Annotated in this window: 16 protein-coding genes; 9 read left to right on the top strand and 7 right to left on the bottom strand. The window is 73.9% G+C overall.

Annotation, left to right across the window (positions count from 1 at the left end; translation table 11 throughout):
- Window positions 1-36 precede the first annotated feature (36 nt).
- The 7 genes from WIS52_RS12145 to WIS52_RS12175 all read left to right on the top strand — a co-directional run bounded on the left by WIS52_RS12145 (window position 37) and on the right by WIS52_RS12175 (window position 5,964).
- Window positions 37-615 (top strand): biotin transporter BioY, encoded by a 579-nt coding sequence (locus tag WIS52_RS12145; protein ID WP_349298289.1) that lies wholly within the window; start codon window positions 37-39, stop codon window positions 613-615.
- Entirely contained in the window at window positions 612-1,988 is a 1,377-nt protein-coding gene (locus WIS52_RS12150) for a class I adenylate-forming enzyme family protein (RefSeq protein ID WP_349298290.1), read from the top strand. The genes WIS52_RS12145 and WIS52_RS12150 overlap by 4 nt, the downstream gene beginning before the upstream one ends.
- Window positions 1,985-3,088: a thiolase family protein gene (locus WIS52_RS12155; RefSeq protein ID WP_349298291.1), complete on the top strand. Its 1,104-nt coding sequence runs from the start codon at window positions 1,985-1,987 to the stop codon at window positions 3,086-3,088. Before WIS52_RS12150 ends, WIS52_RS12155 begins: the two co-directional genes overlap by 4 nt.
- The gene (locus tag WIS52_RS12160) at window positions 3,085-3,762 is read left to right on the top strand and encodes an energy-coupling factor ABC transporter ATP-binding protein (RefSeq protein WP_349298292.1); all 678 of its coding nucleotides are present in this window, start codon (window positions 3,085-3,087) and stop codon (window positions 3,760-3,762) included. Before WIS52_RS12155 ends, WIS52_RS12160 begins: the two co-directional genes overlap by 4 nt.
- Complete coding sequence (locus WIS52_RS12165) at window positions 3,759-4,403, top strand: energy-coupling factor transporter transmembrane component T family protein (protein ID WP_349298293.1); 645 nt, start codon at window positions 3,759-3,761, stop codon at window positions 4,401-4,403. The genes WIS52_RS12160 and WIS52_RS12165 overlap by 4 nt, the downstream gene beginning before the upstream one ends.
- A 233-nt stretch (window positions 4,404-4,636) precedes the next feature.
- Entirely contained in the window at window positions 4,637-5,113 is a 477-nt protein-coding gene (locus WIS52_RS12170) for a GbsR/MarR family transcriptional regulator (protein WP_349298294.1), read from the top strand.
- On the top strand, window positions 5,110-5,964 hold the full coding sequence (locus WIS52_RS12175) for an alpha/beta fold hydrolase (protein WP_349298295.1): 855 nt from the start codon (window positions 5,110-5,112) through the stop codon (window positions 5,962-5,964). The genes WIS52_RS12170 and WIS52_RS12175 overlap by 4 nt, the downstream gene beginning before the upstream one ends.
- Here WIS52_RS12175 and pseI read toward each other — a convergent pair whose 3' ends face one another.
- Window positions 5,965-7,023, bottom strand: coding sequence for a pseudaminic acid synthase (gene pseI, locus WIS52_RS12180; RefSeq protein WP_349298296.1), 1,059 nt, complete (start codon window positions 7,021-7,023; stop codon window positions 5,965-5,967).
- Between the two features lie 28 nt (window positions 7,024-7,051).
- Entirely contained in the window at window positions 7,052-8,056 is a 1,005-nt protein-coding gene (locus tag WIS52_RS12185) for a putative sugar O-methyltransferase (RefSeq protein ID WP_349298297.1), read from the bottom strand.
- A gap of 141 nt (window positions 8,057-8,197) precedes the next feature.
- Between WIS52_RS12185 and WIS52_RS12190 the strand changes: the two genes are divergently transcribed.
- Window positions 8,198-8,875, top strand: coding sequence for a glycosyltransferase family 2 protein (locus WIS52_RS12190; RefSeq protein ID WP_349298298.1), 678 nt, complete (start codon window positions 8,198-8,200; stop codon window positions 8,873-8,875).
- A gap of 4 nt (window positions 8,876-8,879) precedes the next feature.
- The gene (locus WIS52_RS12195; RefSeq protein ID WP_349298299.1) at window positions 8,880-9,302 is read left to right on the top strand and encodes a DUF2304 domain-containing protein; all 423 of its coding nucleotides are present in this window, start codon (window positions 8,880-8,882) and stop codon (window positions 9,300-9,302) included.
- A gap of 137 nt (window positions 9,303-9,439) precedes the next feature.
- On the opposite strand, the gene WIS52_RS12200 is transcribed toward WIS52_RS12195, so the two are convergent.
- The 5 genes from WIS52_RS12200 to WIS52_RS12220 all read right to left on the bottom strand — a co-directional run bounded on the left by WIS52_RS12200 (window position 9,440) and on the right by WIS52_RS12220 (window position 15,382).
- Window positions 9,440-10,663: a glycosyltransferase family 4 protein gene (locus WIS52_RS12200; RefSeq protein WP_349298300.1), complete on the bottom strand. Its 1,224-nt coding sequence runs from the start codon at window positions 10,661-10,663 to the stop codon at window positions 9,440-9,442.
- Window positions 10,660-11,670, bottom strand: a complete 1,011-nt coding sequence (locus WIS52_RS12205; protein WP_349298301.1) for a Gfo/Idh/MocA family protein — start codon at window positions 11,668-11,670, stop codon at window positions 10,660-10,662. Before WIS52_RS12205 ends, WIS52_RS12200 begins: the two co-directional genes overlap by 4 nt.
- Entirely contained in the window at window positions 11,670-12,761 is a 1,092-nt protein-coding gene (locus WIS52_RS12210; RefSeq protein ID WP_349298302.1) for a DegT/DnrJ/EryC1/StrS family aminotransferase, read from the bottom strand. Before WIS52_RS12210 ends, WIS52_RS12205 begins: the two co-directional genes overlap by 1 nt.
- Before the next feature lie 165 nt (window positions 12,762-12,926).
- Window positions 12,927-14,405 (bottom strand): lipopolysaccharide biosynthesis protein, encoded by a 1,479-nt coding sequence (locus WIS52_RS12215; RefSeq protein WP_349298303.1) that lies wholly within the window; start codon window positions 14,403-14,405, stop codon window positions 12,927-12,929.
- Window positions 14,402-15,382: a glycosyltransferase family protein gene (locus tag WIS52_RS12220; protein ID WP_349298304.1), complete on the bottom strand. Its 981-nt coding sequence runs from the start codon at window positions 15,380-15,382 to the stop codon at window positions 14,402-14,404. The genes WIS52_RS12215 and WIS52_RS12220 overlap by 4 nt, the downstream gene beginning before the upstream one ends.
- Window positions 15,383-15,423: the final 41 nt, after the last annotated feature.

Here is a 15,423-nt window from a genome sequence, read left to right on the forward strand (position 1 = left end):
CACCGGACACCCGCTGACGTGGCCTAATCTTCGCGCGTGTCCGGTCCCCGTTCCGCGCTGCCCACCGCTGATCTCGCGCGGGTCGTCGTGTTCGCCGCCTTCATCGCGATCCTGGGTCTGTTCCCCGGGATCGGTGGCGTCGCGGGTGTCCCGATCGTCGTGCAGAACGCCGGCCCGGTCCTGGCCGGCGCCATCCTCGGCCCGAGGCGTGGCACGGCGGCGGTGGCGCTGCTGCTCGCCGTCGTCGCGCTGGGCCTGCCGCTGCTGTCCGGCGGGCGCGGCGGGATCGCGGTGTTCGTCGGCCCGAGCGCCGGCTTCCTGTTCGGCTGGCTGCTGTCCGCGCTGGTCACCGGCCTGATCGTGGCGCGCGCCCGGCGACGGACGCTGCCGGTGCTGCTGGTCGCCTGCCTGGCCGGGATGACCGCCTCCTACGCGCTCGGGGTGCCGGTGCTCGGGCTCGTCGTCGGTGACCTCGCCGCCGGGGCGGTGCAGTCGCTGGTGTTCGTCCCGGGCGATCTGATCAAGGTCGTGCTGGCCGCGGTGATCGCCGGGCTGGTGCACCGCGCGCTGCCCGACCTGCTGCCACCACCGGCGGCCCGGGAACGCGTCCGGTGACGCGCGCGGCCCCGGACGCCGGCCGCCCGCTGATCGGGGATGCGGCGCGGGCCGCGGAGACGTTGCGCGCGGCCGGGGCCGGCGCGGGGCACCGGGTGCTGCTCGACGCCCCGGCGTCGGACCGCTGGTCGGTGTGGCCGTTCCTGCTCGCCGCCCGCGAGCTCGGTGCCGCGAGCCTGGTCGCCGACCCCGGCTGGTCGGTGCGTGATCGGGAAGCGGTGCTGGCCGACGCCGCGCCGGACGTCGTCGTCCGGCCGTCCGAGGTCACCGTCGCCGCCGGTACCGGCGCCGATCACGGCGTGTTCCTGCTCGCGACGACCTCCGGCAGCACCGGCACCCCGTCCGTGCTCGCCCGTACCGCGGAGTCCTGGCGGATCGGGTTCGAGACGCTGGGCCCGCTGCCGGGTCCCGTCCTGGTGCCGGGCCCGCCGTCGTCGACGCTCTACCTGTTCGGGGCGCTGCACGCCCTGCACCACGGCCTCGACCCGGTGCTGCGTGACCGGTTCGACCCCGCGGAGGTCCCCGACGGCGGCGCGGTGCACCTGGTCCCGGCGCAGCTCTCGGCCCTGCTCGACCATCACGACCACCACTCGGGTGCGCCCGCCCCGCGGGTCGTCGTCTGCGGGGGCGCGCACGTCGGGGCGGCGGTCCGCGAGCGGTGCGCGCGGCTGCTGCCGGGCGCCGAGCTCGTCGAGTACTACGGCTCGGCCGAGCACTCGCTGATCGCGATCCGCCGCGGCGGCGGAGCGCTGCGCCCGGTCCCCGGGGTCGAGGTGACGGTGCGCGACGGGGTGCTGTGGGTGGACAGCCCGCAGGCGGTGCTCGGCCGGCTCCGGGGCGGCGTCCTGGAACGCGCGACACCGGGTCCCACGACGGTCGGCGACCGCGGCGAGCTCGCCGGGGACGGCTCGCTGTCCGTCCTCGGCCGCGCCGGCGCGACGATCACCTCCGGCGGGACGCAGGTCGCCGCCGAGGAGGTCGAGCAGGTGCTGCGCGCGGTGCCGGGCGTCGCCGACGTCGTCGTGGCCGGGATGCCGCACCCGTCCCTGGGGTCGCTGGTGACCGCCGTCGTCGAGGCCGGCGACGGCACCGCGCTGCGCGACCTGCGCGCGGCCGCCCGCGACGGGCTGGCCCCGGCGAAGCGGCCCCGCCGCTGGCTCCGCACCACCGCACTGCCGCGGCTCGGCTCCGGGAAGCCGGCCCGCGCGCGGGTCGACGCGGGCCTGAGGGACGGCACGCTCGACGCCCGCCCGTTCGACGTCCGTCCGCTCGGCGCCGGCCGGACGCCCGCCCGGCCCGATCCACCCGATCCCGGCGCACCGGAGCACGGGACGTCGGAGCACGGGACATCGGACCGGAGCGCCGACCGGTGATCACCGACCGCACCCCGGTCGTGATCGCCGCGCGCCGGACCCCGATCGGCACCGCGGGCGGCGCGCTGCGCGAGCACACCGTGGACGCGCTCGCGGCCCCGGTCCTCGCCGCGCTCGCCGGCGAGTCCCGTTCCACCATCGACGACGTGCTGCTCGGCAACGTCTTCGGCCCCGGCGGCAACCCCGCGCGGGTCGCCGCGCTGCGGGCCGGGCTCGGCGAGGCCGTGCCCGGGCTGACCCTGGACCGGCAGTGCGCGAGCGGGCTGGCCGCGATCGTCACCGCGGCCGCCGCCGTCCGGGGCGGCGACGGTGCCGCCCTGCTCGCCGGCGGTGTCGAGTCGGCGTCCACCGCGCCCACCCGGACCTGGCCGGACGGCACGCGCTACACCCGCGCGCCGTTCGCCCCCGCCGGCTGCCCGGACCCGGAGATGGGACCCGCCGCCGACGCCGTCGCCACGCGGGCGGGCGTCTCCCGCGCACGGCAGGACACCTTCGCCGCCCGCAGCCACGCCCGCGCGGTCGCCGCGCAGCGGGAGGGACGGTTCGACGGCGAGCTCGTCCCGATCGCCGGGGTCACCGCCGACGAGCGGCCGCGGGACCGGTTCACCCCGGAACGCCTGGCCCGGTTCCGGCCGTCGTTCACCGACGGCGGCACCGCCACCGCCGCCAACTCGTGCGGGGTGAACGACGGCGCCGCGGCCGTCCTGCTGGTGTCCGAGACGCGACGGCGCGAGTTCGGCGTGCCCGGGCTCGCACTGGAGGCCGCGGCCACACGTGGCTGCGACCCCGCGCTGCTCGGGCTGGGTGCGGTGCCCGCGATCGGCGCCGTGCTGGACGGCGCCCCGGACGCGGTCGAGTTCACCGAGGCGTTCGCCGGTCAGGTGCTGGCCTGCCTCGACGCCACCGGGATCGACGAGGAGACCGTGAGCCCGGACGGCGGCGCGATCGCGCTCGGGCACCCGTGGGGCGCCTCCGGCGCGGTGCTGGTGGTGCGGCTGTTCCACCGGCTGGTGGTCCAGGCCCGCGGGGAGACCGGGCTGGCGGCGCTGTCGTCCGGCGGCGGGCTGGGCGTCGCGACCCGGTGGCGGGTGATCCGATGATCGAGTTCTCCGGTGTCGGGCACGCCTACGGCGAGCGGAGCGTGCTCGACGGCGTCGACCTGACCCTGCCCGAGCGCCGGGTCGCGCTGATCGGGGCCAACGGGTCGGGCAAGTCGACGCTGGCCCGGACGGTGAACGGCCTCGTCGTCCCGGACCGCGGCACGGTCACCGTCGACGGTCGCGACCCGGCCCGGCAGGGATCCGCGGTCCGGCGCCGGGTCGGGTTCGTGTTCAGCGACCCCGACTCGCAGATCGTCATGCCGACCGCCGGCGAGGACGTCGCGTTCTCGCTGCGCCGCACCGTCCGCGACCGGCGCGAGCGGGCCACCCGGGCGGCCGAGGCGCTGGCCGACTTCGGCCTCGGCGACCACGTCGAGCACCCGGCGCACCAGCTGTCCGGCGGGCAGAAGCAGCTCCTGGCGCTGTGCGCGGTGCTGGTGCTCGACCCGGACGTGCTGGTCTGCGACGAGCCGACCACCCTGCTGGACCTGCGGAACAAGCGCGCGTTCGCCGAGCGGCTGGCCGGGCTGCGCCAGCAGGTGCTGCTCGCGACCCACGACCTGGAACTGCTGGACGGGTTCGACCGGGTCGTCGTGCTCGACGGCGGCCGGGTGGTCTGCGACGACGAGCCGGGCCCGGCGATCGAGTACTACCGGAAGCTCTGTACGACGTGACCCCGCTCGGCCTCTACGAGCCCGGGAGCAGCCTGGTGCACCGGGCACCCGCCGGGCCGTCGCTGCTGGCGGTACTGGTGTTCGCCTCCGGCACCGTGGCCGTCGCCGATCCGTGGTGGCTCGCCGCGGCGTGCGGGCTGGTCGCGCTCGGGTTCGCCGTCGCCCGGATCCCGTGGCGGCGGGTCCGCCCGCTGCTGCGGACACTGGCGCTGCTGGCGGTGCTGGTCGGCGGGCTCCAGTGGTGGCTGCTCGGCGCCGACCGGGCAGCGGTGATCATGCTGCGGCTGGTCGCGGCGATCGGCGCGGCGACCCTGTTCACCCTCACGACGCGGGTGGACGACCTGGTCAGCGCCGTCGAGCGCGGGCTCGGTCCGCTGCGCCGGTTCGGCCTGGACCCCGAGCGCACCGGGCTTCTCGTCGGCCTGACGATCCAGTCGGTGGGGACGCTGGCCGGGATCGCCGGTCAGGTCCGGGCGGCCGCCAAGGCCCGCGGGGCGGGTGGATCGGTGACCGCGTTCGCGGTGCCGTTCATGATCCGGACACTGCGGCACGCGGACGCGCTCGGGGAGGCGATGGCCGCGCGCGGCTGGGGGGACCGGGACGACGACGCGGAGGCCGGCCGGGAGACGCCGCCCCGCTGAGACCGGTTCGTCAGTCGATGGTCGTCCGGCCGTCCGGCGGCGCCGCCGGTTCGGAGTCGGGGTACTCCGCAGTGTTCGCCGGCGCCGGCGGCTCCTCCGACGGCTGGTCCTCATCGGGTTCGGGACGACTGATCTGGTGCATCGCACCGGGTACCACCCACCCGAAACGATCACACCTCCATCACCGATCCAGTCTATGCAGTAAATACTGCAAAGACTGTAGGGTCCGGCTCATGGCACCACCCACCGAGAGCGAGCTGGACTTCGTCGACGAGGTGGCGGCGTCGTTCGAACGCGAGGGCATGCCCCTGATCACCGGCCGGGTGGTCGGGTGGCTGCTGATCAGCGACCCGCCCGAGCAGTCCGCCGCCGACCTGGCCGAGGTGCTCGGCGTCAGCCGCAGCTCGATCAGCACCGCGACCCGGATGCTCACCCCGGGCGGGCTGGTCGAGCGCGTGCGACGGCGAGGAGAGCGCGTCGAGCTCTTCCGGATCGCCCCGGACGGCTGGAGCCGGATGCTCGCCGCCCGCTACGCCCGCGCCACCGAGTTCCGGGCGGTCCTGGAGCAGGGGTTCACCGCACTGGACGGCGCCTCCGACGCCCGCCGCGAGCGGCTGAGCCACGTCCACGAGCTCTACCGCTTCCTGGAGTCCGAGCTGCCCGCGCTGTTCGAGCGCTGGGAGACCCATCGAGCAGGGGGAGACCGATGATCCGCGAGCACGTGGTCGAGCGCCCCGAGGGCCTGCTGCACGCCCACCTCGCCGGCGACACCGGCCCGCCGGTGGTGCTGCTGTCCGGCGCCGGGCTGGACAACGCGATGCTCAGCTGGTCCCGGCTGATCCCGGACCTGGCCCGCGACCACCGGGTGATCGCGCTGGACTGGCCGAAGCAGGGCCGGAGCCGGCCGTGGGACGGGCGCGCGACCCACCAGATCCTGCTGCGCAGCATCTCCGACGTGCTCGACGACCTCGGGGTCGAGAAGGCGGCCGTCGTCGGGCTGTCCCAGGGCGGCGCGATGACGCTGGCCTACGCGATCGAGCACCCGGAGCGCGTCGAGCGGCTGGTCGCGCTGGCTCCGGGCGGGACCCTGTCCTTCCCGCCGTTCGTGCACCAGCTGCTCTGGCTGATGGCGAAGGTGCGCCTGCTCCACGACACGCTGCCGAACCTGGTCTTCCGGAACCGGTCGATGACCGCGGCCTTCGTCCGGCGCGCGCTGTTCGGCGACGCGTCGCAGGTCGACGACCTCGACGCGATCGTCGACGCGGTGCTGGCCGAGGCCCGCTCGGGCAACGCGGGCAGCTCGGACTGGCAGAACGACTCGATCGGGTTCCGGCGGATGCGGATCGACCTGCGGCCGCGGCTGCACGAGATCCGCTGCCCCGCGCTGTTCGTCCAGGGCGACCGGGACGCCGGCGTGCCCGTCGCACGCACGGCGGAGGCGGCGCGCCTGGTCCCGGGGGCCCGGCTGGAGGTGCTCCCGGGGCGTGGGCACTGGTCGAACCGGGAGTCCCCGGACGAGGTGAACGCGTTGATCAGGAAGTTCCTGACCGGGGACCACTGATCAGATCAGGTCCCAGGTCAGCGGCGTCCCGCGGGCGACGTCGCGGGTGAACTCCCGCCCGACGACGGTCCCGATCGTGTCGGTCGGTAGCCCGCCGGCCGGCCGGATCGAGCGCACGTTCGCCTCGGTCACCTTCTCCCCCGCCCGCACGTCGGCCACGACGTAGAGCGAGCGGCGCAGCGCCAGGGTGTCGCGCTCGGACTCCCGCGGCCCGAACCGGGCCGGCCCGAGCGCGCGACGGGCGACGTCGGTCTCGGTGACCAGCGACGCCAGCTCGTGCGGCTCCAGGGAGAAGTCGGAGTCGACGCCGCCGTCGGCCCGCTTCAGGGTCACGTGCTTCTCGATCGCGACGGCGCCGAGCGCGACCGCCGCGACCGGGACGCCGATCCCCGGCGTGTGGTCGGACAGCCCGATCGGGACGCCGAACGCCTCGCGCAGCGCGGGGATCGTCTGGAGGTTCGCGTCGTTCGGGTCGGCCGGGTAGGACGCGGTGCAGGCCAGCACCACCAGTTCGGTCGCCCCGCCCTCGTGGGCGGCGGACACCGCCGCGTCGATCTCGGCCAGCGTCGCCATCCCGGTCGAGATGACCAGCGGCTTGCCGGTGGCGGCCATCCGGCGGATCAGCGGCAGGTCGACCAGCTCGGCCGAGGCGACCTTGTAGGCGGGCGCGTCGAGCGACTCGAGCAGGTCGATCGCGGTGGGGTCGAACGGGCTCGAGAACGGCACCAGGCCGTGCGAGCGGGCACGGGCGAACAGCGGCTCGTGCCACTCCCACGGCGTGTGCGCCTGCTCGTAGAGCTGGTAGAGGTTCCGGCCGCCCCACAGCCCGTGGTCGTCGCGGATCCGGAAGGCCGGGCCGTCGGCGTCGATGGTGATGGTGTCGGCCCGGTAGGTCTGGAACTTCACCGCCTGCGCGCCGCTGCCGGCGATCGCGTCGACGATCTCGAGCGCGCGGTCCAGCGACCCGTTGTGGTTGCCGGAGACCTCGGCGATGACGAACGGCCGCTCGCCGGGCCCCACACGGTGGCCGCCGATCTCGATCGCGTCGGGAGTGCGCATGCGCCCGAGGGTAGTCAGCACCGGATCCCTAGCGCCGGGCGAGCACCATCACCTCGGACACCGTGCCCTCGGAGTCCTGGCCGTAGAGCCCGGCGTCGGAGTCGACGAGCTCGTAGCCGGAGAAGAACTCCAGGTAGCGGTCCCGCAGCATCGGCTCGCGCACGTTCGGCTTACCGGTCGGCGAGTTGCGCAGCAGCAGCCAGCGGGCTCCGAGTCCGGCGACCAGGGACGCGTAGTTCTCGACGACCTCGGGCTCCATCTCCTGGAACGAGATGAAGTTCGCGAACAGGTCGACGGTGCCGGTGAGCCGGGGCAGCTGCCACGAGCAGAGCACCGTCGCCGGGTGCTCCAGCTCGTCGACCGCGATCTTCTCCTGCTCGCGGGTGGCGGCGTAGTCGAGCACCCGGTCCTCGCCGAGCACCCGCTTCAGGTAGTGCGTGGCGACGGCGGCGACCGGCGGGATGTCGACGTCGACATAGCGCAGACCGGGGTTGCGGTCGTCGGTCAGCAGGATCTCGCCGAGGGTGCCGAACCCGCCGCCGATCTCGAGAACGGTGGAGACGTCCAGGTCCGGCGCCGCGCGCTTGAGCATGACGAGCCCGCGCAGGTAGTTGAGCGAGGAGCGGCTGTACCGGCGGCCGTCGAACACCAGCTGCTCGGTCGGGGCCCCCTCGGCGGACTCGGAGAACCCGTCGAGCCGCGGCGCCCGGTCGGCCGGGTCGAGCGCCTGCACGCACGCGTGGTGGGCACGGGCCACCGGGACCTGGTCGATGCGGTCCCGGATCAGCCTGCCGGGTGACCCGGCGCGGCCGAACAGCGAGGACAGCGCCGCGGCGGGACGGGACACCGGCGCGTAGCGCGGCGCGTAGAAGAACGTCGCGCTCGGATGCCGTCGGAACTCGGTGAATCCCCGGTCGCGCAGGTCGGCGACCACCTTCTCCAGGCCCGTCCGCCAGAAGTTCGTCGGCCGGTAGAGCTCCGGCGCTCCCTCCAGGTCGGACAGCATCAACTCCAGCAGAGTCCGCGAATCCACCGGACCGAATGTACGGAAAGTCCGGATTGCCCTGTTCATAGGCCCCCCACCCACGACGGGTGCACCCGGGCGGACGATAGCCTTGCCGCGGACGGCATGCGACCGCCGTCCGCTCACGAGCGACGACGGCGAGGAGTGGGTGTGGGCGCCGACAGCGGCACCTGGGTGGTGGTCCCCGTGTACAACGAGGAGACCGTCATCGCCGACGTCGTCACCGAGATCCGGACCCGGTTCCCGAACGTGGTCTGCGTCGACGACGGCAGCCGGGACGCCTCGGCCGAGCGCATCGCCGGCACGCCGGCGCACCTCGTGAAGCACCCGATCAACCTCGGCCAGGGCGCGTCCCTGCAGACCGGTATCGAGTACGCGCTGCGCCGCGGCGCCCAGCGGATCGTCACCTTCGATGCCGACGGCCAGCACGACATCGAGGACGCCGAGCGGATGGCCGCGATCGTCCGCGACGGCGAGGCCGACGTCGTCCTCGGTTCCCGGTTCCTCACCTCCACCGAGCCGATCCCGCTGCTCAAGCGGATCGTGCTGCGTACGGTCGCGGCGCTGTCGCCGGCCAGCCGCAAGCTCAAGCTCACCGACGCGCACAACGGGCTGCGGGTACTGGCCCGCCCGGTCGCCCAGGACCTGCACATCTCGATGAACGGGATGGCGCACGCGTCCGAGATCGTGGCGACGCTCGCCCACTCCACCTGGCGGATCCGCGAGGAGCCCGTCACCATCCGCTACACCGAGTACTCCCGGTCCAAGGGCCAGTCGTTGTTCAACGGGGTCAACATCCTGTTCGACCTCTCGGTCCGACAGAGGTGACGCCGTGATCGTCCAGGTCGTTCTCGTGGGCGCGGCGCTGGCCGCGCTCGTCTACTTCGTCCGCAGTGGACAGAATGTCGGGATCCGGGCCAGCAAGCGGCTCGCGTTCGGGGCCTTCGTGCTCGTGAACATCTACGCGGTGCTGCGGCCCAACGACGTCACGCTCGTCGCCAACGCGATCGGCATCGGCCGCGGTACCGACCTGATCGTCTACCTGCTGGTCGTCGGGTTCGTGTTCGGGATGCTGAACACCTACCTGCGGGACCGGGAGATCAGCCAGCACCTGACCAACCTCGCCCGGCAGATCGCGGTGCGGGACGCGGAGCTGGAGCGGCGGGAGAAGGAGCTGACGGAGCTGCTGCGCAGCACCCGGGCGACGGCGGCCGAGGAGCGGCACGAGGAAGCCGGCGGCTCCCTGCCGCGCTGAACCCGTCCAGGCCGCATTGCGGGCTGCTCCGCGCGTCCGGCTGCAGGGCGTCCCCGAAACCGGTACACCGAAAATGGCGGTCACCCCGGGATGACCTCGCACCACCTGGGGCCGTGGGTGGTGTCCCGCGACCCCGGTCAGGCCGAGGACGTCTCGTCGGAGCGGCCCGGATCCGCCGACTCGCCGGCCGGGAGGCGCGGTCCGTCCACTCCTCCGCCGGTCGGCCCGACGGCGACGTCCGCGGCCGCGGCCGCCACCGCGCGCAGGCTGTGCCGGTCACGCACCCAGCGCGACAGCGCGAGCCGGTGCTGGTCGTCCGGCCGCGCGGACAGCGCCTCCGCCATCGCGGACGCGACGGCGGCCGGGTCCCAGTCCACGGCCCAGCCGAGACCGTGCTCCCGGACGATCGGCCCCAACGGACCCACCCCGGCGTACACGACCGGCGCACCCGCGGAGAGGCCGGACAGCGCCTTGGTGGCGAACGCGAAGTCGTAGCCGACGCCGGGCTTGACCGACGCCAGCGCCGCGTGCGCGACCGAGAACTCCGCGCTGAGACGCTCGGGCGACTCCGGGGACCGGAACTCGACCCGCCCCGGCGCAATCTCGTCGGCGAGTCGTTGCAGCGCCGGGACGTCGACCCCCCGACCGATCATGAGCAGCCGGGCGTCCGGATGAGCCCCGGCGATCTCGGCGAACGCCCGCACGAAGACGTCGGCGCCGTGGATCTCCGACATGGTGCCCGCGTACACCAGGGTCTTCATCGCCGGCACGGGCAGTCCGGGCCGGTGGGCGAACCGGACCGTGTCGATGCCCATCCCGACGACGTGGATCAGCTCGTCCCGCACACCGATTCCCCGGAGCGTCTCGCGCACGCCGTCGGAGACCGCGAGCACCCCGCGCGAGCCGTTGAGGACCCATCGCTCGAGGCGGGTCAGCAGCCGGACGACCGACGGGTTGACCCCCACCCCGGCGGCGGCGGCCGACATGACGTCGGCGGCGAAGTAGTAGTACGGGGTGCCGGTGAGGGCGCACACCGTCCGCACGACGACCCCGGTCGTCGGGGGCGGCTCGACCACCACCGCATCGCTGCGGGTCAGGAGCAACCGGAAGAACAGCGGGAGGTCGTAGGACAGGTACTGGACATACCCCCGGACGCTCCCGCTCCGATCACGCAGGACCGGCCACCGGCGGACCGTGATCGGGCCCTCGTCGTGCCGTTGTCCACCCGGCGCTGTGGTGGTCACGACCGTGACCCGGTGCCCGCGCTCGACCAGCTCGTCGGCGAGCGCCCCCAGGCGGAAGGCCGCGGCCCCGGCTTCCGGCCTGAAGATCCTCGACGCGATCGCGACCCGCGCCGTCATCGCGTCACCAGCTCCCGGGCGTCGACCCCCGGCGTTCCGGCCTCTCGCGCGGAGGCCAGCGCCCACTCCGCCGTGCGGAGCGTCGCCAGTCCCTGTTCCAGGCTCACGATCCGGTCGGCCAGACCCAGTACGGCGTCCCGGAAGCACTCGTGCTCGGTGCGCAGCGGTTCGGGCTTCGGGATCGCGTACCGGACGACGTCGCCCTCGCTGACCCCGCGGAAGTTTGCGACCGACTCCCACTCGGTGTCGATCACGCCGTTGCCGTGGAACGTGAGGTCCGCGGTCAGGGTGTCGGCCACGAACGCCCCGCGTTCGCCGGTGACGACGGTGACCCGTTCCTTCATCGGCGACAGCCAGTTGACCAGGTGGTTGGTGATCGTCCCGTCGGCCAGCCGACCGGTGACGGCGATCATGTCCTCGTGCTCACGTCCGGAACGGGTCGTGGTCTGCGCGTTGAGCCCGACGTAGTGCGACTGCGCCAGCCAGGCGGTCAGGTCGATGTCGTGCGTGGCGAGGTCCTTGACGACACCGACGTCGGCGATCCGAGCGGGAAAGGGACCCTGCCGCCGGGTCGCGATCTGGTAGATCTCGCCGAGGTCGCCGTTCGCCATCCGGACCCGCAGCGACTGGAGCGCCGGGTTGTACCGCTCGACGTGCCCGACCGCGCCGACCAGCCCGCGCGAGGTGAAGGCCTCGACCAGCCGCTCGCCGGCCTCGACGCTGTGCGCGATCGGCTTCTCGATCAGGGTGTGCACTCCCGCTTCGGCCAGCGCGAGGCCGACCTCCTCGTGCAGCGCGGTCGGGACGGCGCAGACCGCCATGTCGATCCCGGCAGCGACGAGCTGGTCGACGCCACCCAGCAGGGGAAGCGGCCCGGCGACGCCGTGCGCGTCCCCGACCGGATCGGCGACCGCGACGAGCTCGACCCCACTGGTCTCCCGGACGACTCGGGCGTGGTGCCGGCCCATCATGCCGAGTCCGATGAGTCCGACCCGCAGATCGGCCATCAGGCACCTGCCCGGGCGAGGCTGTTGACTGCCGTCACGATCCGTTCCCGGTCCTCGTCGTCCAGGGCCGGGTGCACCGGCAGGGACAGCACCCGGCGCGCGGCCCATTCGGTGTTCGGCAACTGCTCGGACCTGGCGAAGGCCGGGAGGCGGTGCACCGGCGTCGGGTAGTACACGCCGGAACCGACGCCGTACTCGTCGCGCAGTGCGGCGGCGAAGCCGTCCCGGTCGTCGTCGATCGTGACCGTGTACTGGTGGTAGACGTGCAGGACGTTGTCCGCGACCGTCGGCCGGCCGACGCCGGTGAGGCTGGCGTCGAAGAACTGGGCGGTCGCGCGGCGGGCCTTGGTCCGCTCGGGGAGGTCCGCGAGCTGGACCCGGCCGATGGCCGCGTGCACGTCGGTCATCCGCGCGTTGAACCCGACGATCTCGTTGGCGTACCGCGCCTCCATCCCCTGGTTTCGCAGGAGCCGCACCGTGCGCGCGAGGCCGGCGTCACCGGTGGTGACCATGCCGCCCTCGCCGGAGGTCATGTTCTTCGTGGGGTAGAGGCTGAAGGCGGCGAACCGGCCGAAGGACCCGACGGGCCGATCGTCGAGACGCGCTCCGTGCGCCTGGGCCGCGTCCTCGTAGAGATCGATGCCGTGATCCTCGGCGAGCCGGCCCAGAGCCGCCATGTCGGTCGGGTGACCGTAGAGGTGCACCGCCATGATCCCGCGGGTGCGCTCGCCGACCAGGCTCGCGACATGGCCCGGGTCGAGGGTGTAGTCGTCGCGCCGGATGTCGGCGAACACCGGGGTGGCGCCGGTGAGCGCGACCGCGTTGGCCGTCGCGGCGAAGGTGAAGGACGGAACGATGACCTCGTCGCCGGGTCCGACCCCGGCCGCGAGCAGGCCGAGATGCAGCGCGGAGGTCCCGGAGTTGACGGCGACCGTCGTGCGCCCGTCGACCAGGTCCCGGGCGAACTCGTCCTCGAACGCGGCGACCTCGGCGCCCTGGGCCAGCAGGCCGGACCGCAGCACCGCGTCGACCGCGGCCCGCTCGGCGCTCCCGATCAGCGGACGGGCCGCCGGGATGAAATCTCTGCTCACGCGATCACCTTCGCTCGCGACAGTGCGACACGAAGACCATATCCAGGGCTCTACCAGGTGTTTCGATGCGGCCCGCTACATAACGGGCGGAGCGCGTTCATCCGGGCGTCATACGAGGTCAAACGCCGTTAACACGCGACGGGTTACCGGAATGTGATGACGAAGTCACGTTCGGTGAGCCCAGCTGGGGAGTGGCAGCCGGGCCGCGTCGGCCCGGCTCGCGACGAGCCACACCAGGACGAACAACGCGGCGAGACCCGGGTCGCTCCACGCCGGGAGGTCGAACGACACCTGGATCCCGTGGAGCAGCACGAGCAGGACGACCGCGCACGCGATCCTCAGGTAGAGCGTGCCCCACCGGTGCCGCCCCTGGTACCAGGTGACGGAGACCGGGACGGCCGCGATCACGACCGTTCCCGCGAGGTAGCCGATCGCCACGCCGACCCCGCCGTGCACCGGAGCCGCGACCACCCAGACCGCGATCCCGGCGAGCATCCCGGTGATGCTCGCCGCCACGTTGATCGCCATCCCGCGCCGCGAGCGGGCAGTCATCGCGTTCACCGCGACGACACCGAGGTTGGTGCACATCACGGCGACGGCCAGGATCGCCAGGATCGGCGCGGCCCCGGCGTACCGGTCCCCCCAGATCACCGCGATCAGCAGCCGGCTGCACAGCACGATCGAGCCGAACATCAGGACCACGACGACCGCGAGCGACCGGGTCGCCTCGTCGGTGCGGGCCCGGAAGGCCTCGTCGTCGGACCGGCCCAGGAGCTCGGACAGTGCCGGGAGCAGGACCAGCGTCAGCGAGACGGCCAGCATCGACGCCGGCGTCGCGAGGGCGAGCGCCGCCGCGTACTCACCGGCCCCGGCGTCCCCCGTGACCAGCCTGGCGACGATCTGGGAGAGCTGCAGGAACCCCGAGCTGGCGAGAGTGCCCGCCGCACCGAGTGCGACGAAACCGTCCAGCTCGCGGCGATGTGCCCGATCCGGGCGACTGCTCGGCCCGAACGGCCACCCCGCGAGGGTGTAGACGCCGTAGGCGATCGCGAGCGGCAGGACCAGGGCGATTCCGCGAACACCGGCGACGAGCAGCAGCGTGAGCGCGAGGAGTCCGAACGCGACACACACGACGTCCCAGCCGGTCGCCCGCGCCGACTGCCCGGTGCCGAACTGGACTCCCCGGGTGAAGCTGTAGCCGGAGTAGCCGACCGTCAGCAGGGCGACGGCGAGCGCGCCGACCGGACTGCCACCGTCCAGCAGGACCCACACCGGGACCGCCGCCGCGGCGAGGACCAGCACCACGACGAGCATCCGCCGCCGGAGGTGACCGGCTGTCGCGCGGGCCTGCTCGACGGATCCCGCCCCGCGCGCCCGCGCCAGGTACTTCGAGGCGGCACTACCGGTCGACGTGGGCCACAACAGCGCGAGGATGGTGGCCGCGGCGATCGCGGAGGCCACGATCCCGAGCTCGGCCTGACCGGCGAGGCGCCCGACCAGCCACGCCGTCGCGAACCGCAGCAGTCCCTGGGCGACGAGACCGGTGATCGCGAGCGCGCTGCCACGGGTCAGCGACGTGGGTGTCGGGTCGTCCAGCCGGACCGGGGTGAACATCCGGCCCAGCAGCGGCCGCAGCCCGCTCATCTGCGCGCCGCCAGGACACCCCGGTGGACGTCGGTGACGACGTCCACCGCGCGCGCGACGCCGTGCTCGTCGCGCGTCCACCGGCGCACGGCGTCCCGGTCGTGCCGTTCACCCCGTTCGAGGGCCGCGGCGACGGCGTCCGCGACCTCAGGTGCGTCCACAGCGGACAATGGCAGGTCACCGTAGAGCGGCAGCGGAACGGGGACGACGACCGGCGCCCCGGCGGCGAGCGCCTCGAGCTCGCTCGCGGCGAGGATGCCCGCGGACTGCCCCACGACGACCGCGGCGCCGGCGAGCAGCGCGAGGTAGTCCGCGTGCCCGGAACGCGGCACCAGCCGGACACCGACCCGGGCGGCCTCGGCGCTGCACGGGCCCCAGTCCAGCCCGACGACGTCGACCTCGCCGCCGAACCGGGTGCGGAGCTCCCGGGCGACGGCGAGCTGGGTGTCCACCCCCTTGTCCGGGCTCCACCGCGACGCGAACACCACCTGCGGCCGGCCCGGCACCGGTGACCACTCGGGCACGGCGTCCACGTCGATCGGGACCGGCAGGTACACGGCGTCCGGCCGATGGCCCAGGACGTGCTCGGCGAGGTCCGGCGTCGAGTACAGCACCGCTTCCGCCCGCCGCAGACCATCCACGATGGACGCCGTGCGGGCGGGGTCGTACTGGGTGGTGCGGACGTCGGTGCCGTGGCAGTGGAGGACGTAGCGGGGCGCGCCGAACCGCGAGTGCGCGAGTGTCGAAGCCGAGTGGACGTGCACGACGTCGTGTCGCCGGGCCTGGACCGCGAGCCGGGCGACCCAGCGTCCGCCGATGAGCGCCCGCCTCGCCCGCCCGGAGATACCCGGCCAGGACCGGTCGGGCGCGGCCTTCGGCAGCAGGTCCCATTCCAGACCGCGCCGCCGCGCCTCGGTGATCATCCGCTCGGCCGTGAACGCGGCGTCGTTGACGTGCAGCACGGTCGGCGACGACATGCGCGCGATCGTAGAGACCGGTGTGACGCGGCCCCCGGCCG

It is taken from the genome of Pseudonocardia nematodicida, assembly GCF_040105385.1.
Lineage (GTDB): Bacteria > Actinomycetota > Actinomycetes > Mycobacteriales > Pseudonocardiaceae > Pseudonocardia > Pseudonocardia nematodicida.

Excerpts from the sequence above, each read along its gene's own strand:
- WIS52_RS12160 (WP_349298292.1), top strand. The coding sequence starts at position 3,085 with ATGATCGAGTTCTCCGGTGTCGGGCACGCCTACGGCGAGCGGAGCGTG.
- WIS52_RS12170 (WP_349298294.1), top strand. The coding sequence starts at position 4,637 with ATGGCACCACCCACCGAGAGCGAGCTGGACTTCGTCGACGAGGTGGCG.
- WIS52_RS12175 (WP_349298295.1), top strand. The coding sequence starts at position 5,110 with ATGATCCGCGAGCACGTGGTCGAGCGCCCCGAGGGCCTGCTGCACGCC.
- pseI (WP_349298296.1), bottom strand. The coding sequence starts at position 7,023 with ATGCGCACTCCCGACGCGATCGAGATCGGCGGCCACCGTGTGGGGCCC.
- WIS52_RS12200 (WP_349298300.1), bottom strand. The coding sequence starts at position 10,663 with ATGACGGCGCGGGTCGCGATCGCGTCGAGGATCTTCAGGCCGGAAGCC.
- WIS52_RS12205 (WP_349298301.1), bottom strand. The coding sequence starts at position 11,670 with ATGGCCGATCTGCGGGTCGGACTCATCGGACTCGGCATGATGGGCCGG.
- WIS52_RS12215 (WP_349298303.1), bottom strand. The coding sequence starts at position 14,405 with ATGAGCGGGCTGCGGCCGCTGCTGGGCCGGATGTTCACCCCGGTCCGG.
- WIS52_RS12220 (WP_349298304.1), bottom strand. The coding sequence starts at position 15,382 with ATGTCGTCGCCGACCGTGCTGCACGTCAACGACGCCGCGTTCACGGCC.